We start from the raw sequence: 26,414 nt of genomic DNA, 5'->3' as shown, positions 1-26,414 counted from the left end.
CGTGCAAACCCGGTCCGTACACGCCTTCTAGCCGCCAGACTTCGCCACGGCGTGAGCCTCGCCCCGGCAAGGGACGGATCCCTGGACAAGAGGTATCGATGCGCCTGCCATTCGCCAGACACCCGGCTTCCCGGACGGTGCCCGGCTCCACGGAGCGAACCACGCTGGATCCGCGCGTGCACCTGGACCTGGCCCAGCTGACGGCGCTGGAACCCCAGGGCCGCCGCCTGCGACTGCTGCCGCGCCAGCCGGCTCGCAGCGTGCTCAATGGCCGCCATGGCTCGCACCTCCGGGGGCGCGGCCTGGACTTCCTTGAACTACGCGACTATCAGCCATCGGACGACGTGCGCAACATCGACTGGCGGGTCACCGCGCGCACCGGCACTCCCCATGTACGGGTGTTCACCGAAGAGCGCGATCGCCCCGCCCTGTTGGTGGTCGACCAGCGCATGTCGATGTTCTTCGGCAGCCGCCACGCCATGAAGTCGGTCACCGCCGCCGAAGCCGCCGCGCTGCTGGGCTTCGCTGTGCTGGAGCAGGGCGACCGGGTGGGCGGCATCGTGGTCAGCGACGAGGCCGTCGAAGAGTTCCGACCGCGTCGCTCCCGGGCCCAGCTGATGCGCTACCTGAGCGCCCTGGCCCAGGCCAACCAGGCCTTGCATCCACAGCGCAAGGCACCCGCGCCGACCTCGCTGGATCAGGTACTGACGTCGGTGGCACGCCTGGCCAGCCGTGACCACCTGATCATCCTGCTCAGCGATTTCGACGTTCCGGGCCCGCGCACCGAAGCGCTGCTCGGCGCCATCCGCCGCCACAATGACCTGATGCTGGTGGCGGTCAGCGACCCCTTGTCCGAGCGCTTGCCTGACGACCTCGCCTGCGTGGCCACCGACGGTCAGCGCCACGCCCGCTTTGATACCTCCGACGCCGATCAGCGCCGGGCGTTGGAAAGCGTGGCCAGGGAGCGCCGCCAGCAGCTTGAGCGCTGGTCACGACAGCTTGGCGTGGGCCTGGCGTCGCTGTCTGCTGGCTCACCCACCCTGCCCCAGCTGCGTACCTTGCTTGGGCTGCCGTCCGAGGGTGCTGCTGGTTCAGACGCTGGCGATGACCCGGCGACAGGGGGCCGCGATGAGTAGCGCTGCGAGCAACGACGATATCGTGATGTTGCCCGACCTGATCGATCAGCTGTCCGAGGCACCGGTTCCCCCTGCGATCCCCTGGATACCCCAGACCTGGGGCTGGTCGCTGCTGGCCGTCGTGATAGTGGCGCTACTGACGCTATGGGGCATCCGTCGGTATCTGCGCTGGCGTGCCGATGCCTATCGCCGCGCCGCCCTGATCGAGCTCGACCAGCGCCTGGATGACGAAGGAGCGATCGCCCTGGCGGAAATCCTCAGGCGGACCGCCCTCTCTGCCTACCCGCGGGAGCGTGTCGCCGGCCTGACCGGTCAGCGCTGGTGGCGCTTTCTCGATGCAAGCCTGGGCGACAGACGCACCCCGCACTTCGACGGCCCGCTGGGCCAGGAGCTGTCCACGGCGCCCTACCGGGCCACCACGACAGACGGCACCACCCCCCCATCGGCGGAACTCGTGGCACTGAGCCGACGCTGGATCCGCCACCACCGTCGCGATATTCCCCAGGAGTCGGCGTCATGATCGAACTGGCGACGCCCTGGGCGCTGGCCCTGCTGCCGCTACCTTTACTGGCCTACTGGCTGCTGCCAGCCCACCGCCAACGGCTGGCAGCGCTGCGCCTGCCGTTCTTTCAGCGACTGGTGGAGGCCGCCGGTGTCTCGGTTCCACGCGGCCGCCAGCGCTCGCCGCTGGCTCGGCTGACACAGGCGCTGGTGTGGGGCCTGATCGTGCTGGCCCTGGCCCGTCCGGAGAAACTCAGCGAACCCATCGTCTGGCAGAGCGCCGCCCGCGACCTGATCCTGGCGGTGGACATCTCCGGCAGCATGGATGAGTCCGACCTGATCGATGCCGAGGGTGAGCCCCGCCAGCGCCTGGCGGCGGTCAAGGAGGTCATCGCCGACTTCGTCGCCGATCGCGAGGGCGAGCGTCTGGCGCTGATCGTGTTTGGCTCGCGGGCCTACGTCCAGGCGCCGCTGACCGAGGACCTCAAGACGCTGACCACGCTGCTCGACCAGACCGAGGTCGGCATGGCCGGCCCGCATACCGCGCTGGGTGACGCCATGGGTCTGGCCATCCGCCAGTTCGAGGCAAGCGACGTGGAACAGCGGCTGTTGATCCTGCTGTCCGACGGCGCCGACACCGGCAGCCGCATGAGCCCCATCAACGCCGCCTCCATCGCCGCCGAGCGCGACGTGCGGGTGATCACCATCGCCATGGGTGACCCCCAGGGCAGCGGCGAAAACCGCGTCGATAGCGAAACCCTCGAGGCCATCGCCGAGATCACCGACGGCGCCTTCTTCACCGCCACCGACCAGCAGGCGCTTGCCGCCATCTACGCGCGGATCGATGAACTGGCACCGCGTGAGGTCGCCACCCACAGCTATCGCGAGCACCGCTCGCTGAGTCACTGGCCGCTCGCTCTGGCGGCGGCATTGGTGCTGCTGACCCTGGCACTCGATCGCCGGCAGTTGGTCCGCTCACGGACGGCTGGCGATCCCCCTGGCGGGAAGGCAGATGCCCGGACAGACGTCGCCGAACACCCTGATACCAGCCGCGGTGACAACACGCAGGAGGGCACGCCATGAGCGAGTGGCTCGACGGTCTCTCTGCGCTGCACCTGCTGCGTCCACTGTGGTGCCTGCTGCTGCCGCTGGTGGTGGTGCTGTGGTGGTGGCGCCGACGGATCCCCTCGGCGGACATCGGCGGCGACCATTTTGCCCCCCACCTGGCATCTGCCCTGCGTGCCGATGGGCACGACCGCCGCCGACTGCGGCCGCTGGACACCCTGGCGCTGCTGGCCATCCTGCTGGTCCTGGGCGTTGCCGGCCCCGCCTGGACGCGCATGCCCAACCCGCTGATCGCCCAGAGCGCCCCGCTGGTGGTGGTGCTGGAGGTCAGCGCCAGCATGGACCAGAGCGACGTGCCACCAAGCCGCCTGGAGCGCGCCAAGCACAAGATCCAGACCTTGCTCGAGCGTCGCGACGGCGCCCGTACCGCCTTGATCGCCTACGCCGGCAGTGCCCACCAGGTGGTGCCGCTGACCGACGACCCGGCGCTGGTCACGCCCTACCTCGAGGGGCTTTCCAGCGACGTCATGCCGGAAGACGGCGACGCCGCCGGGCAAGCGCTGGCGCTTGCCGCCAGCGTGCTCGACGGGGCTCGACGCGACAACGCAGGGCTTCCCGGCGCGGTACTGCTGGTGAGCGATGGTGTCACCGCCCAGGGTTCCGTCACGGCCGGTCTCGGCGAGGATGACACCCTGCTGGTGCTGGACATGAACGCTCCCGGCAGCTCCGGGACAAGCACGGCGTCGGTGGCGGGTGCGACCCGCGTGGGGCTGAGCGTTGACGACGCCGACGTGGACGAGATCACCCGCCGCTTGGCCGCCACCTACCAGCAAGCGCTACGCGATGACGACCGCCTGGCCTGGGAGGATCGCGGCGTATGGCTGGCCTGGCCGGCGGCGCTGCTCGCTCTGCTGGGCTTTCGCCGCGGCTGGCAGCTCGGCCTGTCCGGCCTGGCGCTGCTGCCGGTGCTGTGGGCCGGGCCCGTCACGCCGGCCCTGGCCCAGGAGGCGTCCCGGGCCACCGAGACCCTCGACACCAGCCTGGCGGGAAGGCTGACCCAGGGCCTCGCGGACGCCTTTCTGACGCCGGATCAGCAGGGCCGATGGTGGGCCGAACACAACGACTACGGCCGTGCGGCCCGCCACTTCGAGGATCCGGCCTGGCTCGGCTATGCGCTCTACCGCGATGGCCAGTACCAGGCGGCGGTCGAGGTGCTCGAACGGCTCGACAGCGCCGATGCTGCCTTCACCCAGGGTCTGGCGCTGATCAAGAATCGTCAGTACCGCCCCGCCATCGACGCCTTCGAGACGGTGCTCGAGCGCGACCCCGACTATCCCGAAGGTCAACGCAACCTGGAACTGGCCAGGGAGATTCTCGCCTACGTCGAGGACACCCGTGAGCAGTCCGATACCGGCGAGGAGCTCGGCATCGGCGCCGACGACGTGGTATTCGACAATGAAGAGGCCCGGGGTGAGGACACCGAACAGCCGGTGGAGGAACCTGGCCAGCAGATCACCGCCGAGCAGTGGATCGAGACCCTGGACACCGATACCAGCGACTTCTTGCGCCAGCGCTTCGCCATCGAGGCGCAGGCTCCCGCTAGCTCTGATAGTGATAGCGATAGCGACAACGACAGGGAGACGGCGCCATGAACCCACGTCGCGTCAGCCGCGCCTCGCGCCCTGGCAAGAGTGCGCCGCGTCTGGCGGGGCTCATGCTGCTGTCGTTGCTGCTGTCGTCTCTGGCGCTGATGTCGACGCTTTGCTCGGCCGCAGCGACAGCGGCGGATACCAGCTCGTCCCCGGTCCGGCTCACGGTCGAACTCGAGCCACAGGAGCTGGCGCCCGGCGACAGCGCCGAGCTGCGTGTCCAGGTGCTGGTACCCACCTGGATGCCTGAGCCGGTGACCTTTCCGAGCCTGGACCAGCCGGGGCTCAGGGTGACCTTGGGCGATCGCGCCACCACCCCGACCAGCCAGCGCGTCGATGGAAAGACCTGGTCCGGTGTATCGCGCCGCTATCGCCTGACGCCACTGTCCGCCGGACGCTTCGAGCTGGGCAGCGGCAGCCTCGAGGTCACCTACGCCTCTCCCGAGGACAACTCCCCGACCCAGCAACGTCTCACCCTGCCACCCGTGACCCTGACGGCCCGGCTGCCCGAGGCCGCCGAGGGACTCGACCCCTATCTGTCGGCCCGCGACATCGAGCTGACCCAGACGCTCGAGATCGTGCGAGCGGGTGAGAACGGCAAGAGCGGCAAGAGCGGCAAGAGCGGAGAGAACGGTGAGCAGGCGCAGGGCCAGAAGGGAGACGATGGTGATGCTGACGACACCGAAAACGCGGGCGACGACCGACAGTCACCGGAGCAAGACGATGCCGACGGCGACAGCGGCCCCATCGAGCTCGAGGCCGGCGACAGCGTCACCCGCACGGTCACCGCGCGACTGAGCGGCGGCAGCGCCCTGCTGCTGCCCGACCTGCTATCTGCAACGGCCAAGGAGGCAGGCGACGAGACAGCGATGGCCCCGCTCGGGGTCTATCCCGAGACACCACGCCTTGAAGAGTCCAGCGATGGCGGCACCCGTACCGACCGGGTGACCTATGTGGCCGAAACTGGCGGCAAGAGTTCTCTGCCCGGAGTCTCGCTGCGCTGGTACGATCCCGAAAGCGACAGCCTGGAGCAGGCCGAGCTTGCGCCAATCGAGGTCAGCGTCTCGGCACCCCGCGCCGCACGCAGCGCAGAGGACTGGGCCCGCCTCGTTCTCGGCGTCTTGCCCTGGCTGCTGGGACTGGTGTTGCTGGTGTCGCTCGCCACCTGGCTGTGGCGGCGCCTTGCCATCGGTGCCAAGGTGCGTGCGCATTGGCAATATCACCAGCAACAACAGCGCCAGCGTCGCGAGGCCAGCGGCGTGGCCGGGCTTCAGCGTCTGAAGCGATCCCTCGATGCCCGCGACCTGGTCGCGGTGCGCCGACACTGGGAGGCCCTGGAACCCCATCTGGACAGCAATAGCGAAGCGCGCGCCCGCTTTGCCAACCGACTCGACGCCCTGTGTCGCGCCCGCCTCGGTCCCGACCGCGAGATCGCCAAGCCAGCGGCAGGTTTTCGCGATACTGGTGGCGACGGCGGCGGCGAAGGCGATGGCATGGACAATAAAGAATCCCTCTGGCAACGCCTGGCACAGGCCCTGCCAAGTGCACGAGAGCTTGCATCATCGCGCCCTGCAAACCGACAGCTTGCCCACGACCGCCTGACGGCGTTGAACCCGACTGCACAAGTGACCCGACGTAATGCGTGAACCTGGCCGTTTATCCTTTCTTCGATGCCTGCGTGCTCGACTTGCGACGCTCCTTCCGAGCGTCGAGTCCACAGGGCCCGCACCAGCGCTTTCGTCGACGCTGACACCAGCGCTTTCGATGGTATCGGCACCAGCGCTTGCCATGGCCCTGATGGCGGGGTTGCTGGCCGCACCGGAGAGCATTGCCCAGACGCCTCAGGGAACGCCCCAGGGAACGCCCCCGACGACGGCCACCGAAGCCAAGGGCTACGCCCCCGAAGGAAGCTGCGCCTCCTGTCACGAGGCCGAGACCCAGGCATGGCAGGATTCCGACCACGCCTGGGCGCTGCGCGACGCCACCCCCGACAATGTACTGGGCGACTTCGACGACGCCAGCTTCGAGGATGGCGAGGTCAAGGCACGCTTTCACCGCCGAGGCGATACCTTCCTGGCGACCCTGGAAGGCCCCCAGGACCCCGCCGAGACCTTCGAGATCCGCCACACCTTCGGCGTACGCCCGCTGCAGCAGTATCTGGTGGAGCAGCCAGGGGGACGACTGCAGAGTTTGACCATCGCCTGGGACTCGCGCCCCGCCAACGAAGGCGGACAGCGCTGGTTCTCGCTCTACCCGGGCCAGGCGTTTACCCCGGATGACCCCCTGCACTGGCGCGGGCGCTACCAGAACTGGAACGCCATGTGCGCCGACTGCCACTCGACCAACCTCGAGAAGCACTACGATCTTGAAAGCGACAGCTTCGCCACCACCTGGCACGAGCAGAGTGTCGGCTGCCAGAGTTGCCACGGCCCCGCCCAGGATCACCTGGGCTGGGCGGCCCGGTGGCAGGCCGACGAAGACGCTCCCGCATCCTCTCCCGCCTCAGCCGGCGATATGGGCCTTGCCCTGGATCTCGCCGACATGGACGCCCCCGAGATGGTCGAGCAGTGCGCTCGCTGCCACAGTCGCCGCCAGATGCTGGGCGCGGGCCCGGTACATGGTGCTCCGCTGACCGATGCCGCCCTGCCAAGCCTGTTGGGCGAGGGCATGTACCACGCCGACGGCCAGATCCAGGGCGAGGTCTACGTCTATGGCTCGTTCACCCAGAGCCGCATGTACCAGCAGGGTGTCGGCTGCGTGGACTGTCATGACCCGCATACCAGCGAGGTAAAGATCGAGGGCAACGGCCTGTGCCTGCAGTGCCACAACCCGGCGCCTCCGCCGCGTTTCCCGACCATGCAGCGCAACAACTACGACAGTCCCGAGCACCATCACCATACCCCCGGCAGCGAAGGCGCCCAGTGCGTGAGCTGCCATATGCCCGAGACCACCTACATGGTGGTGGACCCGCGTCGCGACCACAGCTTCCGGGTGCCCCGCCCGGATCTCGCCGAGGCCACCGGTAGCCCCGACGCCTGTACCGGCTGCCACCAGGACCTGTCACCCGCCGACGCCGCGGCGCAGATTCGTGAGTGGTTCGGTGACGACAGCCGCAGCGCCAGTCGTTCCCACTACGGTGTGGCGCTTCAGTCGGCCCGCCTGGGCCGCCCTGAAGCGCCGGACTACCTCAAGGCGCTGATCGAGGATGACGATACTCCTGACATTGTGCGCGCCACCGCGGTGGGCGAGCTCACCCCCTTTGCCGGCGACGCCCTGCCGACGCTTGAGCAGGCGCTGCAAGACGAGTCCCCACTGGTCCGCGCCGCCGCAGCGCCAGTATTCGCCCAGGCCCCCGAAGGCGCCAGGGTCGAGCTGCTGCTTCCACTGATCGATGACGAACGCCTGGCGGTCCGCGACGAGGCGGTCAAGGCGCTGGCCGGCACCTCGTTGATGGTCATGCCACAAGAGCGTCGTGCAGCCTTTCTGGAGGCACGTCGCGACTACGAGCGGCGCCTGGAGCAGAACGCCGACCTGCCCGGCAACCGCCTCAACCTGGCGGTACTGCTGGCGCGCACCGGACGCGAGGACGAAGCCGAGCAACAGTATCGTGCGGCACTGGCGATGGACCCCTACTTCCTGCCGGCCCGCGCCAACCTGGTCACCCAGCTCAGCGCCGAAGGCCGCCAACAGGACGCCCGAGCACTGCTGAAGGACGGCATCGCCCTCGATGGCATGCCCACGCCGGATCGAGGCCACCTGGCCTACCTGCTGGCACTGTCGCTGGCAGAGGATGGAGGGATGCAAGAAGAGGGTGGGATGGAAGAGGCCCTGTCCTGGCTCGAGAAGGCCGCCGAATGGCGCCCGGACCACGCCCGCACCCACTACAACCGCGGACTGATGCTGGATCGCCTGGGACGCAAGGACGAGGCCCTGGCGGCGCTCGAGCAGGGACGCCGGCAGGCACCCGGAGATCCCGACCTGCTCTACGCCCTGGTCTACGTCAACGCCACCAGCGGGCGCATCCCCCAGGCGCTGTCGGCCCTGGCCGAGCTGCGCCGACTTCGTCCGGACGACCCACGGCTGGGACAGCTGGAGCGCCAGCTACGCGGCAATCAATAGCATCCCTGAAGATGCCCTGCCCCCTTCGGCCTGGATGAAAAAGTGCCTGGGGGTCATCGGTCGTCGACCGACGACGCCCAGGCGCTGATGCGACAGACTGAAAGTTGGCGGTGGGGACGTCGGTGGTGTCGTCGGTGCGGCCGGCCTTACGCCTCGCTCTCGTCCACCACCAGGCGATTGCGCCCCTGGCGCTTGGCCGCATAGCTGGCCGCATCGGCACGTTCGATGGGAGTGTGAATATCGGCATCGCCTTCACGAAACTCGGTGATGCCGAGGCTCGTGGTGACATGGTATTCACGCCCCTCGTGGACCACACAGGTGTCGTTGATCGCTGTCAGGATGTCTTCGCCGATACGTTGCGCCTGGGCCAGCGTACAACTTGGCAGCAGCACCGCGAATTCATCGCCGCCCGGGCGAGCCACGTGATCGCTGCTGCGAACACAGCGGCCGACTTCCCGAGCGATGCGACGCAGCATCTCGTCACCGAGCGGGTGGCCACCCTCATCGTTGATCGGCTTGAACCGATCCAGGTCGAACAGCATCAGAACGGAGGGCTTGGCCATCTTGCGCCAGTCCGCCATGGCCTCTTCGAGGCGACGCTCGAAGCCTCGTCGGTTCAAGAGGCCGGTAAGGGGATCGTGTTCGGCCTCCCACTGACGTATTGCCTCCTGCTGACGACGGGCGGTGATGTCCTTGACGGTACCGACGAAGCCAATCACCTCGGTATCGATGGCGACCTGGCTGGCGTGAACCTCCAGCCATAGAAGCTCGCCATCGGCCCGCCAGTAGCGGTATTGACGCAGAAAGTCCTTCCCTGAGGCCATGCTGTAGCGCCACAGCTCGATCGCCGCATCGCGATCCTCGGCATGGATCGCCTGGACCCAACCATAGCGGTCCTGCCCTTTCATGGTACGACCGGTCAACTGGGCCAGGGCGTCATTCATGTAGGTGATGCGACCCTGGGTGTCGGTCACGAACATGCCCACCGGCGAGGACGCCAGCACGCTGTCGAGGAACGCCTGACGTCCGCGCAGATCATTCAGCGCCCGGTTTCGCTCGACCTCCACGGCATTGAATGCCTCGGCAACCTGGGTCAATTCCTTCATCTCGGTACCCAGCGAGACGCGACCACGCAGCCCCTTGCCTACCTGGGCGATCTGCGACTGCAACTGGTAAAGCGGCCGTAGCAGCAGCCACACCATCCAGCCAAGAAGCGGCAGCAGCAATAGCGCGATACCCACCCCGACCCAGCTAAGGCGTTTCAGCAAGCCCCACAAGGGCGCCAATACCTGGCCTTCCGGCAAGAACACGCCGACGATCCAGTCCGCCGGCCACACCTGCCGGTATGCCTGAAAGGTCATTTCGCCATTTACCGTAGGTCCATAACGCTCGCCCTCCCAGCCATCGAGGGCCAGGTCCAGGGCCGGGTTGTGGGAAAGGTCTCCCAGCGTCCCCATCACGCGCTGGCGGTCAGGGTGGTAGAGCACCTGGCCTGAGGCGCTGAACACCGCTGCGTAGCCTTCGTTACCCAGCCGGACCCGGCTCAAGCGTCGGAAGATACCGCCCGAGTGAACTTCGACCACGCCTCCCAGAGCCCCCATGAAACGACCGTCGTCGCCCTTCAGCGGCACCAGCAACAGCACCAGCGGAAGCCCGGTAATACGTCCATAGATGGGGTCACTGACGTAGGGCCGCTCGACCTCGCGCAAAAAACTGAAGTACTCGCGATCGCTGATATCGAGCCCTTCGCGCCCAGGTGTCACCGGCCAATCGGTGACCACCCTGCCGTCGCCGTCGAATACCACCAGGCCGTCGAACAGCTCGAGCAGTACGCTGTTGTCCTTCAACACCCCACCGCCGGGATCGAGCAACGCGCCACTCGAGTGTCTGGACGCCACCCGCTCAAGCATCGCCAGGCGGGTCTCGATCTCTTCGGTCACCTCATCGGCGATCAGATGCGTCTCGTAACGCAGGTGAGAAAAGTTCACCTCACGCACCAGGTCCTTGCCGGTGTACCAGCCCCACGCCAGCAGGATCGTCACCACGACAACCCAGGTCATCGCCAGGCCAGTCATCATTCTCAGTTGCAGCGAGAGCGAAGCGACAAATCTGCACAGCTTGGGCACGAAGGCTTTCCTTCAGGGTCGAACCGCCGGTGGCGGTGGTGCGAAATACGTTACATGCATCGTGAATAGCATAAATAGTAACGCTAAACATCCATTTCCTATAAACGAAATAGAAAGGTTCGATTGTTCTTCATCGACAGCGGTCTATACCTTATATCGGACCAGACCAAGAGCAGGAGACGCCACATGACCCGCAAGACAATGACCACCAGCGCCGGTGCCCCCATCGGTGACAACCAGAACAGCCTGAGTGCGGGCCCCCGTGGACCTCTGCTGCTCGAGGACTACCAGCTTCTCGAGAAACTCGCTCACCAGAACCGCGAGCGCATCCCCGAGCGCACCGTCCACGCCAAGGGCTGGGGCGCCCACGGCACCCTGACCATCACCCAGGACATCACCCGCTACTCCAGGGCCAAGGTCTTCACCCCGGGTAGCCAGACGCCGATGCTGGCCCGCTTCTCCACCGTGGCCGGCGAACAGGGTGCGGCGGACGCCGAGCGTGACGTGCGCGGCTTCGCCCTGAAGTTCTACACCGAGGAAGGCAACTGGGATGTGGTCGGCAACAATACGCCGGTGTTCTTTATCCGTGATCCGTCCAAGTTCCCGGACTTCATCCATACCCAGAAGCGCCACCCGCGCACCAACATGCGCTCGGCCACCGCGGCCTGGGACTTCTGGTCGCTGTCGCCAGAGTCACTGCATCAGGTGACCATGCTGATGTCGGACCGTGGCCTGCCCACCGACGTTCGTCACATCAATGGCTACGGTTCCCACACCTACTCATTGATCAACGCCGACAACCAGCGCGTGTGGTGCAAGTTCCACTTCCGCACCGCCCAGGGTCACAAGCACTTTACCGATGCCGAGGCCGAACAGGTGGTGGGCAAGAGCCGCGAGACCACCCAGGAAGACCTCTACAACGCCCTGGAAAACGGCGACTACCCGCGCTGGAACTTCTTTATCCAGGTGATGACCGAGGAACAGGCCAGGCAGGCGCCGTTCAATCCCTTCGACCTGACCAAGGTGTGGCCCCATGGCGACTACCCGCTGATCGAGGTCGGCTACTTCGAGCTCAACCGCAACGCCGACAACTACTTTGCCGAGATCGAGCAGGCTGCCTTCTCACCGTCCAACAAGGTGCCGGGCATCGGCTTCTCGCCGGACAAGATGCTGCAGGCACGGGTGTTCTCTTACGCCGACGCCCACCGCTACCGCCTCGGCACCCACTACGAGGCGCTGCCGGTCAACCAGCCGAAGTGTCCGGTCCACCACTACCACAAGGACGGCCCGATGCGCTTCTTCGCCAACGGAGAGCAAAACGGCGACGCCTACTACGAGCCCAACTCCTTCGATGGACCGACCGAGGACCCGAGCGTAGTGGAACCGCCGCTGCCGCTGGAAGGCGACGCCTGGCGCTACGACCACCGCGAAGGCAATGACGACTACGCACAGCCTCGCGCCCTGTTCGAATTGATGAGCCCGGAGCAGCGGGAGCGACTGTTCGGCAATATCGCCCGGCATATGCAGGGTGTCCCGGACTTTATCAAGGAGCGTCAGCTCGGCCACTTCGAGAAGTGCCACCCGGAGTACGCTGCCGGTGTGCGTGAGGCCATCGCAAGGGTCGGTGACTGAGCCAACGACGCAGCCCCTCTAGCAGTGACTTGCTAACTTGTAACAGCACGTCCCCATGCCCCCGCCTAAAGGCGGGGGTATTTTTTTGTGTCCACCGTGGTGGCGTCGTTCGGCTTGTCGGGCGACAACGCCAGCCAGAGGCCAACGTCTTGCACAAAAAAACGGGCCCCGAAGGGCCCGTCCTGTTGTCACCACTCGCGACGATACGTCGCTCGCGATAGTCAGTTGTCGAGCACGACCTTGAGCTCGTAGTTGTTGGGGCCGTCCTGGGCGTTGCCGAACTTCTGACCGGCGACCCGGATATGGTACATGCCCGGGTCCAGCTGGGTGGTCAGATCGACGTTGCCGTTGAAGCCCTGGCCTTCGCCCTCGGCGACGATACGCCCGGAGGAATCGGCCACCTCCATGGTCAGGCGATAGGTGTCTTCGTCGCCCGGCGGGAAGGTCGAGGTGGTGATACGCACGCTGCTCGGCTCGGCCACGTTGAAGCTCAGTACCTCACCACGAGCGCGAATCTTGACGTCGGTCTTGACGCTCTGCACCTGACGCTCATCCGGGTTATCGCTGCGCGCTGCACTACCGCTGACGCTGGCTGCCGCGCCAGCGCCGGCGGCTGCACCTGCTGTGGCACCGGCCGCCGAGGAGGAACCCGCCACCCCGGCCGTGGACGCCGTGGTGGCCGCCGAGGCACCTGCGCTTGAGGCCACTTCGCCTGCTGCCGCTGCGGAGGAGGCAGACGCAGAAGTCGCTGCTGCGCTGGAGGACTGGGCTGCGGCAGACTGAGTCGCGGCGGCCCCGGAGGCACCGGATTGACTACCCAGGGTGACCACGGCGTCACGACTGGTAACAAAGGCGCTCTGGCTTCCGTCACGATCCGAGCCCACGAACTGCAGACCCGTGCCATCATCCACCTCGATACGATTACCGCGATCATCGAGACCCACCACGGCGATGCTGTAGCCGTCGCCGGCGCGGCCGCGTCGGCCAAAGCGGGTGCCCTTGACCTGCAGCTCGTACATGCCAGGCGTCAGGCGACTCTCCAACTGGAGACCGCCGTCCTGGCCGTAGCCCTCGCCCCGAGCGATCACATTGCCGGCATCATCCATCAGCACCGCATCGATCTGGTAGCTGTCTTCGTAGCCTGCGCTGACGCGGCTCTCGAAGCGGTAGACGCCTTCTTCTTCCACCTCGAAGTCGTGGGCATGGGGGGATCCGAACATGAAGCTCTGGCTGCGGGCGTCACTCTCCGGCTTGAAGAAGCCGGTCAGATCGAGCTGGCGGTTTTCCTCGCGAAAGCGCTCGGTCATGGCACTGTCGGAAGCCTGTACGGTGGTACCTGCAAGGGCAACACCAAGCGCCAGCAGCGCCGCGGGTAGGGTGACGTCTTTCATGGATCCTCACATGCTTGCCGATTGAGAGCAGAAAAAAAGCCGATCCCGGAGGATCGGCTTTCGTTTATAGCGTTCCAACGCTAGGGGGTCAAACCTGTCGGATTAGAACAGGTAGGTCAGACCCACGGCGTAGCCGTCACCCTGGTCGTTGTCACGGTCACGCACGGCGCCTTCCACGTAGGTGTACATGGCGTCGGAGATGTTGTAGGTCACACCGGCAACAACCTCGTTGACGTTGTCGTCGTCGTTCTCGTCATCGTTGGCGCTGTCGAAGTCGCTGAAGCCGCTGCCACCGAAGTCGATGTACTGGTAGGAGCCGTAGACGTCACCCATGCCGTTCAGGTAGCCGTAACGGGCACCGATGGCGTAGTAGTCAGCGTCCTTCAGGAAGTCGTTGTCAGACTCGAAGCGCTCGTACTTGACGGCGACGCGCAGGCTGTCCCACTGGTACTGCATGGTGACACCGTACTGATCACCCAGATCTTCGTCGTCGATGGTGACGTTGTTCTGAGTGGTGGTGACGGTGCCGTCAGCAGCCACGTCAGTGGACAGGTAGCTGACAGACTGGTCTTCGATGTCGTAGATGCCCAGGTCGTCGTAGACACCGGCGACAGAGAAGCCGCCGATGGTGTACTTCAGACCACCGAAGATGGAGGCTTCGCCACCGTCGGTCAGGTTTTCGTTCTCGGCGTCACCCTTGTACTGGGTACCCAGAGCGAACTGGAAGCCGCCCCAGACCGGAGAGGTGTAGGTGATCTTGTCGCCTTCGGGATCGCCGGCAACAACGCTGGCGTCATCGGCGTCTTCACCCGGAGCACCCTTGAAGGTGTTGGAGTCGGAGACGTCGAAGTATTCGTTGTTGGAGATCGGATCCTGGATCCAGTCGTCCAGCAGGGAGTCGTAGGAACCGATGCGCGCGTCACCGAAGTTGCCCTTCAGGCCGATGTAGGCGGTGTCGCCTGCATCACGACCAGCAACCTTCATTTCGTCGGCCTTGAAGTCGTCGATTTCGATCTTGGCGTAGCCGATCAGACCGTTGTAGATGACGTGCTCAGCGGCGAAGCCGAAGGTAGAACCGTTGTCGGCAATCTCGTCACGGGAGTGACCGTCTTCGTCCTTCACCCCGGCGTAGACAATCTGGACGTTGCCGTAGATGTCGAGTTTGGTGCCGTCCTGGTTGTAGACGGTGGCAGCCTGGGCGCCTGCAGCGGTAAAGGCGGCAGCACCGGCGATGGCAGTCGCTAACAGTGTCTTTTTCATTGCTGAGTTCCTTTTGACTAGCTTGCTGTTTCGATCGTTGCTGCACTTGGCAGCCTTGGCTTGCCGGTCATTGCCGGCTCGTTTTTCTGGCCTTGTGGTTCCTGGCAGGGAACCGAGGCAGCGAGCCTGACAGCGGCGAAGCCTTGTTATAGTCCAATGCTCGCAAGGGCAACCATATACCGGGATTCTCAGGAGCGCAACAAGAAAAAAACACTGTTTTCGTTCCCGCTGCCCCTCGATTCGACACCGATCCCTGCGAAGGCGCCGCCAGCGCTGGAACCGGAAAAACCGACTTAACGAACATTGTTCGCTAACCTCGTACCGATTCTGCATAGAATGCTGCGCCGGGCATGGCGACTACATCATGCCCCGCTGATGTGACGCTTTCAAGTCAGCTGGGTTGAACACTGTCGACAGTCGTCAACGGCGGCGGCTACACATCAGGACCAGGCATAAAGCGCCCAGACAACGACCACACCCAGGGAGCGCGGTCAGTGACTACCATTGTGGCGGGCCATCAGGGCGTCGAGTTTGCGCTGTAGCCGCGACTCCTCGCTGTCGTGGCCATGAGGCTGGTGCCTGGACTCGTTCTGCGGCTGGTGGAGATGCGAGGCGCGCCCCTGTGACATCGCCGTGCGGCTGCTCTGTTCACTCTCGACTTCCCGATGGGGCTGCGGGTCGGCCTTTGATGCCCCCTGGGGTTGATTGCCCTTGCCTGCGCCAGCGCGCCGCCGGCCCTGGCCGCTGCGCCGCTGCGACACCTTGCCGCGCCCTTGCTGCTCCGCCTGCAGGCGGTCCAGCTTGCGCTTGGCGTGTTCGGCGGCCTGGGCATCGACCGCCCCGACCAGCGCGCCCTGCAGATCGATACGCTCGGCGCCTTCCCTGACCGACTTGAGATACCGCGGCAGGTTGACGTAGCAGGCCAGGGCCCGCCGCACCAGCTTCTCGGGCCAGGGCTCGCTGGCCGCCAGGTCCTCGTGGATGCCCACCTTCAAGGGACGGGTGTGGCCCTTGAAGAAGGTCTTGTCATAGCGCTGGTACCACTCACCCAACAGCGCCTGGGGAGACGGCGCCTTGTCGATGGCCAGATCCCCCTGGCGGCCAGCCTCGTCGGAGGCCGTCGCTTCGGATGTATCACCCTGGAGGTCAGCGTCCCTGGAAGGCGCCCCTTGGCTTTGTTGGCTTGACTGCGACCGAGAGCCGTCGGATGACACCGTCGCGTCAGTGGACGGGTCCGGGGACGCTTCGCTGGCCGTTACAGCCGAAGCGACCTCGCCGGCCGGCTCGCCATCTCGCTCAGCATCCTGGTCAGAGGCTTGCTCAGGAGACTGGACAGGGGTTTGCTCACCGCTGTGCTCGGCAGATGTCTTGTCGGCTTGCTCGGTTTGCTCAGCGGCTGTGGAAGCCGCTGTCTGGTCAGAGGCCTGGTCGGCTGCTTGTTCAGTCGTCCGATCGCCTGTCTCGTCGGCTGACTGATCATCACTGGCATGACGCGGGCGATGCTGCATCAATGCAGCCAGGCCCTGGGCGCGTCGCTTGGGACGTACAAAGGCGGGGGACTGAGGCTCGGCCTCGGGATGTTCGACGCGCTCACGCAGCCTGGCGTTGTGGGCCTCGAGTTCACGATTCTGTTCGTCGAGTTCGCGATTTTCCTCGGTCAGTTCGCTGTTTTCTTCAAACAGCGCCTGGCGCTCGGCGCGCAGTGCCTCAAGCTCCGTCTCGAGCTGTCCGCTGCGTTCGACGGCGCTGCCAAGCTGCGACTCAAGCTCGCGCTGACGCTCTCGGGCGGCGGTCAATTCGGCGTTCAGCTCAGCGCTCAACCGCTCTCGCTCCGACGCCAGCCGTTCGCACTCCTCGACCAAGCGCCGGCGCTCGTCGGCCATACGCTGGTGCTCGCTGGACAGCTGCCGCTCGCGCCGACGCCCCTCACGCAGTCCGTCCAATAGCGTCGCCGTGCGTTGCTCGAGCGCCTCCAACGGGTGTTCTGCGTGTGTCTCGATCACGTCGACTCCTCCAGGCTCAGCAAAATGCCGCGTTGCAGGGGTGACTCCGGTCACGCCCCGCTGTTGTCAGGGTTGTCGCCACAGTCTGTGCCAGGGCTTGCGATGTCGCAATTGTCGCCGCTCGGCGACGGTCATCGTGTCACCTGCAAGACGCCAATTTCGTCCCGTGGCGACTACCGCAAATCCGCAACCAGGCATTAGGCGCTTCAGCTCTCGGCTGAACGCTCGTAGCGAACGAAGCGGTAGGCGGGCTGGCCTTCGCTCGGCGAGCCGGCTTCGCTGGCGACTTCCTGCCAGTCGCCTTCAAGCGCCGGGAAGTGGGCGTCACCTTCGATATCGACATCCACCTCGGTGAGATAGAGCCGCGATGCGATCGGCATGGCCTGGGCGTAGATCTGAGCCCCGCCCATGACCATGATCTCTTCGGCGGCCTCGATGGTGGCCTGACGGTCGGCCAGTTCGATCGCGCTGGCCAGGTCGTGACAGACCCTGACGCCATCGTGATGAAAGGAGGTGTCACGGGTGACCACGATATTCAGCCGGTTGGGCAGCGGACGGCCGATGGACTCGAAGGTCTTGCGTCCCATCACCAGGGGCTTGGCCTGGGTCATGCGCTTGAAGAACTTGAGGTCCTCCGGCAGGTACCAGGGCAGCTGGTTGTCGACCCCGATGACCCGGTTACGCGACATGGCGGCGATCATCGCCACCGGCACGAAGGTGTCGAGCCTCGCCAGATCCTGGCCTTCGCTCGCATTGTCGGCGCTGCTCATACCGCTACCTCGGCCTTGATATGGGGATGGGGTTCATAGTCGTGGATGCTGATGTGCTCGAAACGGAAGTCGAACAGGTTATCCACCGACGGCTCCAGCTCCAGGCGAGGCGCCCGGGTGGGCGTTCGACTCAGCTGCAACTCGGCCTGTTCGAGATGGTTCAGATAAAGGTGGGCATCCCCCAGGGTGTGAACGAAATCACCGGGGGCAAGACCCGCCACCTGGGCGATCATCCGAGTGAGCAGCGCGTAGCTTGCGATATTGAAGGGAACGCCAAGGAAGATGTCGGCACTGCGCTGATAGAGCTGGCAGGACAGCTTGCCGTCGGCCACGTAAAACTGGAACAGGCAATGACAGGGAGGCAGTGCCATCTCGTCCACCAGCGCCGGGTTCCAGGCGGACACGATCAGCCGCCGTGAGCGCGGGTTGGTGGCAAGCTGGTCGAGCAGTGTCTCGATCTGATCGACGCTGCCACCGCGAGGATCCGGCCAGCTACGCCACTGATAGCCATAGACAGGGCCGAGGTCGCCGTTCTCGTCGGCCCACTCGTCCCAGATACGCACGCCGTTTTCCTTGAGGTAGGCGATATTGGTATCGCCCTTCAGAAACCACAGAAGCTCATGGATGATCGACCGCAGATGCAGCTTCTTGGTGGTCACCAACGGAAAGCCGCGGGATAGATCGAAGCGCATCTGATGACCAAAGATCGAGCGTGTGCCCACGCCGGTGCGGTCGTCACGCTCGATACCTTCGTCCAGCACCTTGCGCATCAAATCCAGATACGGCTGCTCCAGGGCGGGAAGGTCGGTGGCTTCGGCAGCGCTATCAACAGGCATCGGGATTCACTCGCTTGGTCGTGACGGATTCGGGACGGTTTCTCGAAACCAGAAAAACCGGCAATTGTACTGCTCGGCATGCTTCGATACCAGACGCGGCCAGCTTGGCGCGGCCAGCTTGGCGCGGCCACCGGGGCCCGGTCTGCGTGACGCAGCCTCTTGGGCGTGTCCAACCGGGCGCGGTCAAGGCGGCCGCATCATGCATCGGCGGCTCGTCAGCGCCTAGCCGGCCGCAGGCGCGGTACTGGCATCCACCGGCTGGCGGCGAGACCAGGCCACCAACAGCACGCCGAACAGAATCATCGGCAGGCTAAGCAGCATGCCCATGGTGACCCAGCCCAGGGCAATGAAGCCAAGCTGCGGGTCCGGCTGACGCACGAACTCCACGGCGAAACGGCTCAAGCCGTAGATCAACAGGAACAGACCAGAGACCAGGCCGCGACGTCGCGGTGTGCTCGACACCCACCACAGCACCACGAACAGTACCAGGCCTTCGAGCAGCGCCTCGTACAGCGAGGAAGGATGACGCGGTTCGGGGCCGTAGCCAGGGAACGGCATGCCCCAGGGAAGGTCAGTGACGCGGCCCGGCAGTTCGTGATTGATGAAGTTGCCGATACGCCCGGCCCCCAGGCCGATCGGCACCAGCGGCGCGACGAAGTCGGTCAGGGTGAAGAACGCCAGGTTCTTGCGCCGGGCGAACAGCAAGGCCGCCAGCAACACCCCGAGCAGGCCGCCATGGAAGCTCATGCCGCCGTCCCACACCTTGACGATCCACAGCGGGTCCGCGAGCCACTGATCCAGCCCGTAGAACAGCGCGTAGCCAAGGCGTCCGCCGAGCACCACGCCGAGGGCGGCGTAGAACAGCAGGTCGCCCACGTCGTCCCGGGTCAGGCCGATGCGGTGGGCGCGCCGACAGCCCAACCACCAGGCAGCGACAAAGCCCACCACGTACATCAGTCCATACCAGTGGACCTGGAGCGGACCCAGCGAGATGGCAACGGGATCGATCTGGGGATAAGACAGCATAGTCGGTAGATTTCCTGAAAGTGACCGAGGTGACCAGAGAGTAACGTAGCGCTATACAAGCGGATGACCGCCAGAAAAACGCCACAGCGGCAATAGGACAGCAAGCGGCGGCGACGGTTCGCTACAGCAGGAAGCCGAGCCCCACCACCGTCAGCAACAGCGCGAACGACAGCTTGAGCACCCGAGCGGGCAACCGATGCGCCAGTCGCACACCAAGCCGCGCACAGGGAACGCTGGTCAGGGCAATCCCCAAAAGCGCCGGCAGCATGACAAAACCGAAGGCGCCATCGGGCAGACGCGGATCACCAAGGCCCACCGCGATGAAGGTCACGGCGCCGACCAGGGCGATGGGAAGTCCGCAGGCCGCCGAGGTACCGACCGCCTGGGTCATGCTGGCACCGCAGCGAATCAGCCAGGGAACGCTCAGTGTCCCCCCACCGATACCGAACAGGGCAGAGACACCGCCGATGACACCGCCGGCGACGACCATGCTGCCACGCCCGGGTGCCTGACGCCCCGCCTTGGGCGAGCGCCCCAGCACCAGCTTGGCGGCGACCAGCAGCAGAAAGACGCCGAACAGCGTGCCGAGCAGGCCACCCGACAGGGCGCCGGCGACGAACACCCCGAGCACGGCGCCCATCACCAGCCCCGGCAGCAGCGCTACCAGCCAGTCACGCCGAATGCTGCCCCGGCGAAAGTGGCCCCAGGCGGACGAGGCGCCGGTGATCACAATGGTCGCAAGCGAGGTCCCCACCGCCAGGTGCATGGCCACCTCGCCGGACACCTGTTGCAGCGCGAATACCGTCATCAGGCTGGGCACGATGATCAGCCCGCCACCCACGCCGTAGAGACCGGCCAGGAAGCCCGCCGCGGTGCCGAGCGCCAGATAAGAGACCAGCGACGCCAGCATCAGACCGACCTCGTCGGCAGCGGCAACCAGTGATCGAGCAGTTCGAGCAGCGCCTGGGGACGATAGGGCTTGGCCAGCCAGGCGTCCATGCCGGCCTGCTGAAAGCGCGCCTGGTCCTGGTCACTGGCATTGGCGGTCAGGGCGATCACCACCGCACGCGGGCGGCCCGAATCCGCCGCCTCCATCGCGCGCAGACGACGGCAGGTCTCTACGCCGTCGATATCCGGCAGCACGATATCCATCAGCACCAGATCGACGGCAACCGCCGCCAGCCGCTCCAGCGCTTCCTCTCCGCGGGTCGCGGTCACCACCTCGACGCCTCGGCGCTCGAGAACCTCCCGCGCCAGCATCAGGTTGACCGGACCGTCGTCGACGATCAGCACCCTGGGTGTCGCTTCGTCGGCCGATGACTCGGAAGGCTCTGCCACAGGCGCCGTGTCGGTGCCGTCCTCGAGGTTGTCGAGCAACAACCGTATATCGCTCAGTCGGCGTAACGCCTCGGGCTCGGCGCCGTCGCCGGCCCGGTTGATCAGCTGATCGAGCTCGGCGATCAAGGGCGCCAGTGCCTTGCCGACGTGGCTCAGGTAGCTCGACTTCAGACGCGACTCTTCTCTGGCGCGGGACAGCGCCGCGGCCAGGCGCCGGCTTTCGTGCTCCCAGTCGCTGGGCTCGCCCAGCGAATCCGGCGTGTTCTCTGCTCGGCTATCTACTCCGATATCTGCTCTGACTTCCACCTGGCTTTCGAGCCAAACCGCATCACCGCTCTCGACGTCAGGCGGACTGCCACGCCGTCTTTGGCCTGCCTTCGGTCGAGCGTCGATGGCCTCGAGCAGCCACCTGACTCGCTCCATCAGCGAGTCTTCCGGCGAGGGGGCTTCGTGCCGCCCATCGAGTTGTGGCGACAACTGGCTCTCGACCCGTTCGAGCAGGCTGTCGAAGTCACGCTGAGCGCGGGATAGGCGATGCTTGAGCAGCACCAGGAAGACGAGGATGTTGAGCGTGGTGCCCACCAGCAGACCCATGACGATCCACAGGGTGGTGCTCCAGCCGGCGGCGGCGGGCATCAGCCAGTGCAGCGAGGCGCCCAGCACCAGACACAGCGCCAGCAGCACCCCCTGGGCGGCTACCACCGGCCACAGGATGGGAATCACCAGCCTGCGCCAAAAGCGATCCCTGCTATCGTCGCCTTCCATCTTCCATCCTGTTGAATGAAGAAGCCAAGAGTGTACGTTGCCGGCCGCAGCCTGTCATGGTGGCACAGTTGCAGGCTCTCCCCGGATTCCCCTGGGCAGAAAATCCGGCTACGCTGCGCCCATGTGCCTGATTGCCTTTCACTTCGCCCCGGACAGTGCGCGGCCGATCACCTTGATCGCCAGCCGCGACGAGGTCCACTCGCGCCCCACCGCGCCCCTGGCCGCCTGGCCGGACGCCCCGGGACTGGTCGCCGGTCGCGACCTCGAGGCCGGCGGGACCTGGCTCGGCCTCCATCGTCGCGGCCGCTTCGCCGCCATCACCAATGTTCGCGACCCCGAACTGATACCACCGCAACCGAGCGAAAGCCGCGGCCTGCTGGTGCGCCGTGGCCTCGAAACCGATGACCTCGAGGCCTGGCTCGAATGCCAGAGTGCGGGCGAGGCATTGCGCTACGGTGGCTTCAATCTGCTGATCGGCGACGGCAAGCGGCTTTGGCACCTCGAGCGGCATCGCCACGGCTGCGCACTGCAGGCGGTCGAGGCCGGAGTGCACGGCCTGTCCAACGCCTCTCTGGATACCCCCTGGCCCAAGCTGGTCCAGGTGCGCAACGCCCTGGCCGAAGACATCGCCGAGGCCAGACACGCCTCCCTGGCAAACGCCCGCCAGGGCTTCCTCGACCGCCACCCGGCGCCGGACGCTAGCCTGCCGGACACCGGCGTGGGGCTGGAGCTCGAACGCTTCCTGTCACCGGCCTTTATCGTCGGCGACGACTACGGCACCCGTGCCACCAGCGAGTTGACGCTGCACCGCGACGTGAACGGCGAGCGTTTCGACATCTCGGAACGGCGCTTTGGCCCGGGCGGGCGGCCTCAGGGCGAGACCCGGCTGGCGCTGACCATCGACCGAGACGGCTGAAGAGTCGCTGGCCACGCTGCGAGATGCCAAGGCGCGCGGCCATCCTTGACGGCCGCTGCCTCGCTCAATCCCTGGGCGGCAGCAGATGGGCCAGCTGCCAGGCCTGCATGCGGTTCGCCAGGTGGGCGCGCACCTCGGCTGGCGTATCCAGCGCAAGGGTCTGCTCCACCAGCTCGGCTGCCGCCTCCCGCGATACCCGGCGAATGGCCGCCCGCACACGCGGCAGGTTGGGGCCATTCATCGACAGCACCCGGAAGCCCATGCCCATCAGCAGCAGCGCACCTGCCGGGTCGCCGGCGAGTTCGCCACACACCGAGGTCGGCACGTTCAGCTCGCTGCTCTCGGCGGCCAGGCGATGCAGCGCCGACAGCACCGCAGGGTGACAGGAATCGTAGAGGTCGGCGACCCGCGGGTTGTTGCGATCCACCGCCAGCAGGTACTGGGTCAGGTCGTTGCTGCCCACGGAGAAAAAGTCGACCCGCGCCGCCAGTGCCTTGAGCTGGTAGAGCGTCGCCGGCACCTCGAGCATCACCCCGAGGCGCGGCCGGCGCACTTCCACCCCCTCTTCGCCCAGCTCGATGATCGCCCGCTCGATCAGCTTCAGGGTGTCATCGACTTCATCGACATTGGTCACCATGGGCAGCAGCAGCTCGAGGTTGTCGAGCCCCTGGGAGGCCCGGAGCATGGCGCGCAGCTGGACCATCAGCACTTCGGGGTGATCCAGGGTGACGCGAATACCGCGCCAGCCGAGAAAGGGGTTGGCCTCTTCGATGGGGAAGTACGGCAGGTCCTTGTCGCCACCGATATCCAGGGTCCGCATCACCACCGGAAGCGGTGCAAAGCTCTCGAGCTGCTCCCTGTACAGCCGGGTCTGCTCCTGCTCGCCGGGGAAACGTTCGGTGATCATGAACGGCACTTCGGTGCGATACAGCCCTACCCCGCCGATACGCGTCTTGAGCGATGCGACCGTATCGACGGTCAGTCCGGTATTGACCATCAGCGTCATGGCGTGACCGTCCGGGGTCACGCTGGGCAGGTCCTGCTCGTGTTCGAGCAGCGCCGCCAGGGCCTTCTCCTCGTCGATCTGGCTCTGGTAATGGGCCACCAGCTCCGGGCCAGGACGCACGAACACGCGCCCTCGGTGACCATCCAGCACCAGCGGGGCGCCGTCGAGTCGCGGCAATGGCAGGTCGATCATCCCCGACACCAGCGGAATCCCCATGGCACGGGCGATGATGGCCACATGGGAGTTGCTCGACCCTCGTACCGAGATCAGTCCGCCAAGTCGGTCCCGGGGCACCTCGCCAAGCAGCGCGACGCTGATCTCGTCACCGATCAGGATGGCCCCCTGGGGGTAGTGTTCGGGCAACCGCGGCGACTCTTCCTGCAGATGGGCCAGCACTCGGCGTCCGAGATCGCGCACGTCGGCGGCACGCTCTCTCAGGTAATCGTCGTCCACACGCTCAAGATACTGCACATGGCGGCGCACCACGTCGGCCAGGGCGCCGGGCGCCCACTGGCCCTCGCGGATACGCTTTTCGACTTCCTGGGACAGCGCCGCCTCGCCGAGCATCTGCTGATAGACGTCGAACAGCGCCAGTTCCTGGGCCGAGATACGATTGGCCAGCCGCTCGCCGGCGGCACGAATCTCTTCGCGCACCCGAGCGATGGCGTCCTTGAGCCGTGCGATCTCGAACTCGACGTCGGTGGGCACCAGATCCGGCACGCTGTCGAGATCGGCCGGCGGTGACAGCACCACCGCCTCGCCGATGGCCATGCCGGGTGAGGCGGCGACCCCGATGAAGGTCGCCTGGACGCCGGGAAAGGCCGGGCAGGTCAACCCACCGGTGGCCAGCGCATGGGCCAGCACGCCGGCAAGCTGGGCGCCCATGGTGACCAGGAAGGCCTCGTCGGATTCATCGTAACGACGACGCTCTGCCTGTTGCACCACCAGTACACCGAGCATGCGGCGCTGATGGATGATGGGCACACCGAGAAAGCTCGAGTAGCGCTCTTCACCGGTGGCCTCGAAGTAACGGAAACTGGGGTGAGCCTGGGCGTCCTCCAGGTTGAGCGGTTCCTCGCGGCGGGCCACGGTGCCGACCAGCCCCTCCCCTACCGGCAGCGCCACCTGGCCCACCGCCTGGGTTCTCAGGCCGATGGTCTCCATCAGCACCAGCGCATCGCGTTCGCCGTCAAACAGGTAGAACGAACAGACATCGGTCTGCATCGCCTTGCGTGTCCGGCGCACCAGGGTCGCCAGCGCCGCGTCCAGGCTGCGCGCGCTGTTGACCTCCTGAATGATTCGTTGCAGGACCTTGAGCATGGAAAGGTCTCACCCCTGTTCTTGTACTGGTCCGGCCATGGGGCGACCGAACGATAAGTGGGAGGCAGCAACGCCACCGGCCTCTCGCCGACGTGGCTGATGTGCTGCCGCGGGCGCTGGATTCATCCCTTCTCCAGCGCCAGGCTCTGGGCGCGAGGCAATAGCTCACGTAGTGCTCGGCGGTAGACCTCCCTCTTGAACGGTACCACCTGCCCCAGCGGATACCAGTAACTGACCCAACGCCAGCCATCGAACTCGGGCTTGGGGGTGCCATCCACACAGATGCGGCTTTCCTGGCAGCGGATCCGCAGCAGGAACCACTTCTGTTTCTGTCCTATGCACACTGGGCGCGAATGTGTGCGAACCATGCGTCGCGGCAGGCGGTAGCGTAGCCACCCCCTGGTGCAGGCCAGTACCTCCACATCCTCGGCGGTCAGGCCGATTTCTTCGTGGAGCTCTCTGAACAAAGCCTGCTGGGGCGTCTCATCTGACTTGATGCCTCCCTGGGGAAATTGCCACGCGTTCTGCCCTACCCGACGCGCCCATAGCAGCTGCCCCTGGTCGTTGACGATGATGATGCCAACGTTGGGGCGAAAGCCGTCTGCGTCGATCACGGGCTTCACCTTTCCAATCGGTATTGACTGCATTCTTCCACAATGGCTCGAAGCGCATCAATACGACATCTCGAACCCCTGCCGAGGTTCTGACATAATCGCCCCCTTTGTGGCCTTCCCGGGCCAGGGGCCCATGGGCATGACGTACGCCTGTTGCTGGCCACTCCGACACAGATCGCCGGGCCGGGAGGTCGCCTCACCCAAGCGCCGGGAGACACACCTTGAGTCTGGCCATCTTCGATTTGGACAATACCCTGCTGTCGATCGACAGCGACCATGCCTGGGGCGAATTCCTGCTCGAGCAGGGCGCCGTGGACGCGGTGGCCTATCGCGAGGCCAATGACCGTTTCAAGGCCGACTACGACGCCGGTCGTCTCGACATGATGGCCTTCCTGGAGGTGGCCCTGAAGCCACTGGCGGACAATTCCATGGAACAGCTCGCCGCCTGGCACCAGCAGTTCATGGCCAGCAAGATCGAGCCCGCCATCCTGCCCCAGGCCGAGGAACTGATCGCCCGCCACCGCGCACGGGGCGACACCCTGCTGATCATCACCGCTACCAATCGCTTCATCACTGGCCCCATCGCCGAACGCCTGGGCATCGATGACCTGATCGCCGTGGAACCGGAGCTCGTCGATGGCCGCTACACCGGCCGGGTCAGCGGCGTGCCGAGCTTTCAGCAGGGCAAGGTGACCCGCCTGGAACAGTGGCTTTCTGAGCGCGACGACACCCTCGACGGCGCCTGGTTCTACAGCGACTCCCACAACGACCTGCCGCTGCTCGAGCAGGTCGATCATCCGGTCGCGGTGGACCCGGACCCTGCCTTGCGCGAAGTCGCCGAGGCCAAGGGCTGGAAGATCATCTCCCTGCGCGGTTGAGCCAAGCGCGGTTGAGCCAAGCCCCCTCGCACGACGCCGACGCCGTCCACAAAAGAACCCCGC

20 protein-coding genes are annotated in these 26,414 nt (G+C 65.7%); 9 read left to right on the top strand and 11 right to left on the bottom strand.

Going from position 1 to position 26,414, the window contains the following annotated elements:
- Positions 1-98: 98 nt before the first annotated feature.
- From NFG57_RS04515 to NFG57_RS04490, 6 genes are all read left to right on the top strand, one after another.
- A complete protein-coding gene (locus NFG57_RS04515) occupies positions 99-1,136 on the top strand; it encodes a DUF58 domain-containing protein (RefSeq protein ID WP_222515564.1) in 1,038 nt (345 codons plus the stop codon).
- On the top strand, positions 1,129-1,656 hold the full coding sequence (locus NFG57_RS04510; RefSeq protein WP_222515565.1) for a DUF4381 domain-containing protein: 528 nt from the start codon (positions 1,129-1,131) through the stop codon (positions 1,654-1,656). Before NFG57_RS04515 ends, NFG57_RS04510 begins: the two co-directional genes overlap by 8 nt.
- On the top strand, positions 1,653-2,720 hold the full coding sequence (locus NFG57_RS04505; RefSeq protein WP_222515566.1) for a VWA domain-containing protein: 1,068 nt from the start codon (positions 1,653-1,655) through the stop codon (positions 2,718-2,720). Before NFG57_RS04510 ends, NFG57_RS04505 begins: the two co-directional genes overlap by 4 nt.
- On the top strand, positions 2,717-4,354 hold the full coding sequence (locus tag NFG57_RS04500) for a VWA domain-containing protein (RefSeq protein ID WP_348815484.1): 1,638 nt from the start codon (positions 2,717-2,719) through the stop codon (positions 4,352-4,354). Before NFG57_RS04505 ends, NFG57_RS04500 begins: the two co-directional genes overlap by 4 nt.
- Positions 4,351-5,997 (top strand): hypothetical protein, encoded by a 1,647-nt coding sequence (locus NFG57_RS04495; protein WP_348815483.1) that lies wholly within the window; start codon positions 4,351-4,353, stop codon positions 5,995-5,997. Before NFG57_RS04500 ends, NFG57_RS04495 begins: the two co-directional genes overlap by 4 nt.
- A 118-nt stretch (positions 5,998-6,115) precedes the next feature.
- On the top strand, positions 6,116-8,470 hold the full coding sequence (locus tag NFG57_RS04490; RefSeq protein ID WP_222515569.1) for a tetratricopeptide repeat protein: 2,355 nt from the start codon (positions 6,116-6,118) through the stop codon (positions 8,468-8,470).
- A gap of 146 nt (positions 8,471-8,616) precedes the next feature.
- Here NFG57_RS04490 and NFG57_RS04485 read toward each other — a convergent pair whose 3' ends face one another.
- Positions 8,617-10,596 carry a diguanylate cyclase gene (locus tag NFG57_RS04485; protein ID WP_315900713.1) on the bottom strand — a complete coding sequence of 660 codons (1,980 nt, stop codon included), beginning with the start codon at positions 10,594-10,596 and terminating at the stop codon, positions 8,617-8,619.
- 186 nt (positions 10,597-10,782) lie between these two features.
- Between NFG57_RS04485 and NFG57_RS04480 the strand changes: the two genes are divergently transcribed.
- A complete protein-coding gene (locus NFG57_RS04480; protein ID WP_348815482.1) occupies positions 10,783-12,228 on the top strand; it encodes a catalase in 1,446 nt (481 codons plus the stop codon).
- A 221-nt stretch (positions 12,229-12,449) separates the two neighbouring features.
- Here NFG57_RS04480 and NFG57_RS04475 read toward each other — a convergent pair whose 3' ends face one another.
- From NFG57_RS04475 to NFG57_RS04440, 8 genes are all read right to left on the bottom strand, one after another.
- Positions 12,450-13,619 carry a hypothetical protein gene (locus tag NFG57_RS04475; protein WP_045994153.1) on the bottom strand — a complete coding sequence of 390 codons (1,170 nt, stop codon included), beginning with the start codon at positions 13,617-13,619 and terminating at the stop codon, positions 12,450-12,452.
- Positions 13,620-13,721: 102 nt separating this feature from the next.
- A complete protein-coding gene (locus NFG57_RS04470) occupies positions 13,722-14,879 on the bottom strand; it encodes a porin (protein WP_348815481.1) in 1,158 nt (385 codons plus the stop codon).
- Between the two features lie 491 nt (positions 14,880-15,370).
- The gene (locus tag NFG57_RS04465) at positions 15,371-16,882 is read right to left on the bottom strand and encodes a ProQ/FINO family protein (protein WP_348815480.1); all 1,512 of its coding nucleotides are present in this window, start codon (positions 16,880-16,882) and stop codon (positions 15,371-15,373) included.
- 206 nt (positions 16,883-17,088) lie between these two features.
- Positions 17,089-17,652 carry a dihydrofolate reductase gene (locus tag NFG57_RS04460; RefSeq protein ID WP_222515572.1) on the bottom strand — a complete coding sequence of 188 codons (564 nt, stop codon included), beginning with the start codon at positions 17,650-17,652 and terminating at the stop codon, positions 17,089-17,091.
- Positions 17,649-18,488, bottom strand: a complete 840-nt coding sequence (locus NFG57_RS04455; RefSeq protein WP_045994149.1) for a thymidylate synthase — start codon at positions 18,486-18,488, stop codon at positions 17,649-17,651. Before NFG57_RS04455 ends, NFG57_RS04460 begins: the two co-directional genes overlap by 4 nt.
- Before the next feature lie 222 nt (positions 18,489-18,710).
- A complete protein-coding gene (gene lgt, locus NFG57_RS04450; protein ID WP_348815479.1) occupies positions 18,711-19,514 on the bottom strand; it encodes a prolipoprotein diacylglyceryl transferase in 804 nt (267 codons plus the stop codon).
- Between the two features lie 121 nt (positions 19,515-19,635).
- Entirely contained in the window at positions 19,636-20,424 is a 789-nt protein-coding gene (locus NFG57_RS04445) for a sulfite exporter TauE/SafE family protein (protein ID WP_045994147.1), read from the bottom strand.
- Positions 20,424-21,617 (bottom strand): response regulator, encoded by a 1,194-nt coding sequence (locus NFG57_RS04440; RefSeq protein WP_348815478.1) that lies wholly within the window; start codon positions 21,615-21,617, stop codon positions 20,424-20,426. Before NFG57_RS04440 ends, NFG57_RS04445 begins: the two co-directional genes overlap by 1 nt.
- A gap of 121 nt (positions 21,618-21,738) precedes the next feature.
- On the opposite strand from NFG57_RS04440, the gene NFG57_RS04435 reads away from it, so the two are divergent.
- Complete coding sequence (locus NFG57_RS04435; RefSeq protein WP_348815477.1) at positions 21,739-22,533, top strand: NRDE family protein; 795 nt, start codon at positions 21,739-21,741, stop codon at positions 22,531-22,533.
- Between the two features lie 64 nt (positions 22,534-22,597).
- On the opposite strand, the gene ptsP is transcribed toward NFG57_RS04435, so the two are convergent.
- Both ptsP and NFG57_RS04425 read right to left on the bottom strand, forming a co-directional pair.
- Positions 22,598-24,859, bottom strand: coding sequence for a phosphoenolpyruvate--protein phosphotransferase (gene ptsP / locus NFG57_RS04430; RefSeq protein WP_045994144.1), 2,262 nt, complete (start codon positions 24,857-24,859; stop codon positions 22,598-22,600).
- A gap of 122 nt (positions 24,860-24,981) precedes the next feature.
- Positions 24,982-25,473 (bottom strand): RNA pyrophosphohydrolase, encoded by a 492-nt coding sequence (locus NFG57_RS04425; protein WP_045994143.1) that lies wholly within the window; start codon positions 25,471-25,473, stop codon positions 24,982-24,984.
- Positions 25,474-25,694: 221 nt separating this feature from the next.
- Between NFG57_RS04425 and NFG57_RS04420 the strand changes: the two genes are divergently transcribed.
- Positions 25,695-26,351, top strand: a complete 657-nt coding sequence (locus NFG57_RS04420; protein WP_045994142.1) for an HAD family hydrolase — start codon at positions 25,695-25,697, stop codon at positions 26,349-26,351.
- Positions 26,352-26,414 lie beyond the last annotated feature (63 nt).

It is taken from the genome of Halomonas sp. H10-59, assembly GCF_040070555.1.
GTDB classification, from domain to species: Bacteria; Pseudomonadota; Gammaproteobacteria; order Pseudomonadales; family Halomonadaceae; genus Halomonas; species Halomonas litopenaei.
Note: the sequence above shows the minus strand (reverse complement) of the source record. Positions and strands in the feature narration are given on the sequence as shown.

What these genes read in the sequence shown, in the direction of transcription:
- NFG57_RS04510 (WP_222515565.1), top strand. Translation starts at nt 1,129, where the DNA reads ATGAGTAGCGCTGCGAGCAACGACGATATCGTGATGTTGCCCGACCTG.
- NFG57_RS04480 (WP_348815482.1), top strand. Translation starts at nt 10,783, where the DNA reads ATGACCCGCAAGACAATGACCACCAGCGCCGGTGCCCCCATCGGTGAC.
- NFG57_RS04490 (WP_222515569.1), top strand. Translation starts at nt 6,116, where the DNA reads ATGGTATCGGCACCAGCGCTTGCCATGGCCCTGATGGCGGGGTTGCTG.
- NFG57_RS04445 (WP_045994147.1), bottom strand. Translation starts at nt 20,424, where the DNA reads ATGCTGGCGTCGCTGGTCTCTTATCTGGCGCTCGGCACCGCGGCGGGC.
- NFG57_RS04435 (WP_348815477.1), top strand. Translation starts at nt 21,739, where the DNA reads ATGTGCCTGATTGCCTTTCACTTCGCCCCGGACAGTGCGCGGCCGATC.
- NFG57_RS04460 (WP_222515572.1), bottom strand. Translation starts at nt 17,652, where the DNA reads ATGAGCAGCGCCGACAATGCGAGCGAAGGCCAGGATCTGGCGAGGCTC.
- NFG57_RS04505 (WP_222515566.1), top strand. Translation starts at nt 1,653, where the DNA reads ATGATCGAACTGGCGACGCCCTGGGCGCTGGCCCTGCTGCCGCTACCT.
- NFG57_RS04440 (WP_348815478.1), bottom strand. Translation starts at nt 21,617, where the DNA reads ATGGAAGGCGACGATAGCAGGGATCGCTTTTGGCGCAGGCTGGTGATT.
- NFG57_RS04455 (WP_045994149.1), bottom strand. Translation starts at nt 18,488, where the DNA reads ATGCCTGTTGATAGCGCTGCCGAAGCCACCGACCTTCCCGCCCTGGAG.
- ptsP (WP_045994144.1), bottom strand. Translation starts at nt 24,859, where the DNA reads ATGCTCAAGGTCCTGCAACGAATCATTCAGGAGGTCAACAGCGCGCGC.
- NFG57_RS04500 (WP_348815484.1), top strand. Translation starts at nt 2,717, where the DNA reads ATGAGCGAGTGGCTCGACGGTCTCTCTGCGCTGCACCTGCTGCGTCCA.
- NFG57_RS04470 (WP_348815481.1), bottom strand. Translation starts at nt 14,879, where the DNA reads ATGAAAAAGACACTGTTAGCGACTGCCATCGCCGGTGCTGCCGCCTTT.
- NFG57_RS04495 (WP_348815483.1), top strand. Translation starts at nt 4,351, where the DNA reads ATGAACCCACGTCGCGTCAGCCGCGCCTCGCGCCCTGGCAAGAGTGCG.
- lgt (WP_348815479.1), bottom strand. Translation starts at nt 19,514, where the DNA reads ATGCTGTCTTATCCCCAGATCGATCCCGTTGCCATCTCGCTGGGTCCG.
- NFG57_RS04475 (WP_045994153.1), bottom strand. Translation starts at nt 13,619, where the DNA reads ATGAAAGACGTCACCCTACCCGCGGCGCTGCTGGCGCTTGGTGTTGCC.
- NFG57_RS04515 (WP_222515564.1), top strand. Translation starts at nt 99, where the DNA reads ATGCGCCTGCCATTCGCCAGACACCCGGCTTCCCGGACGGTGCCCGGC.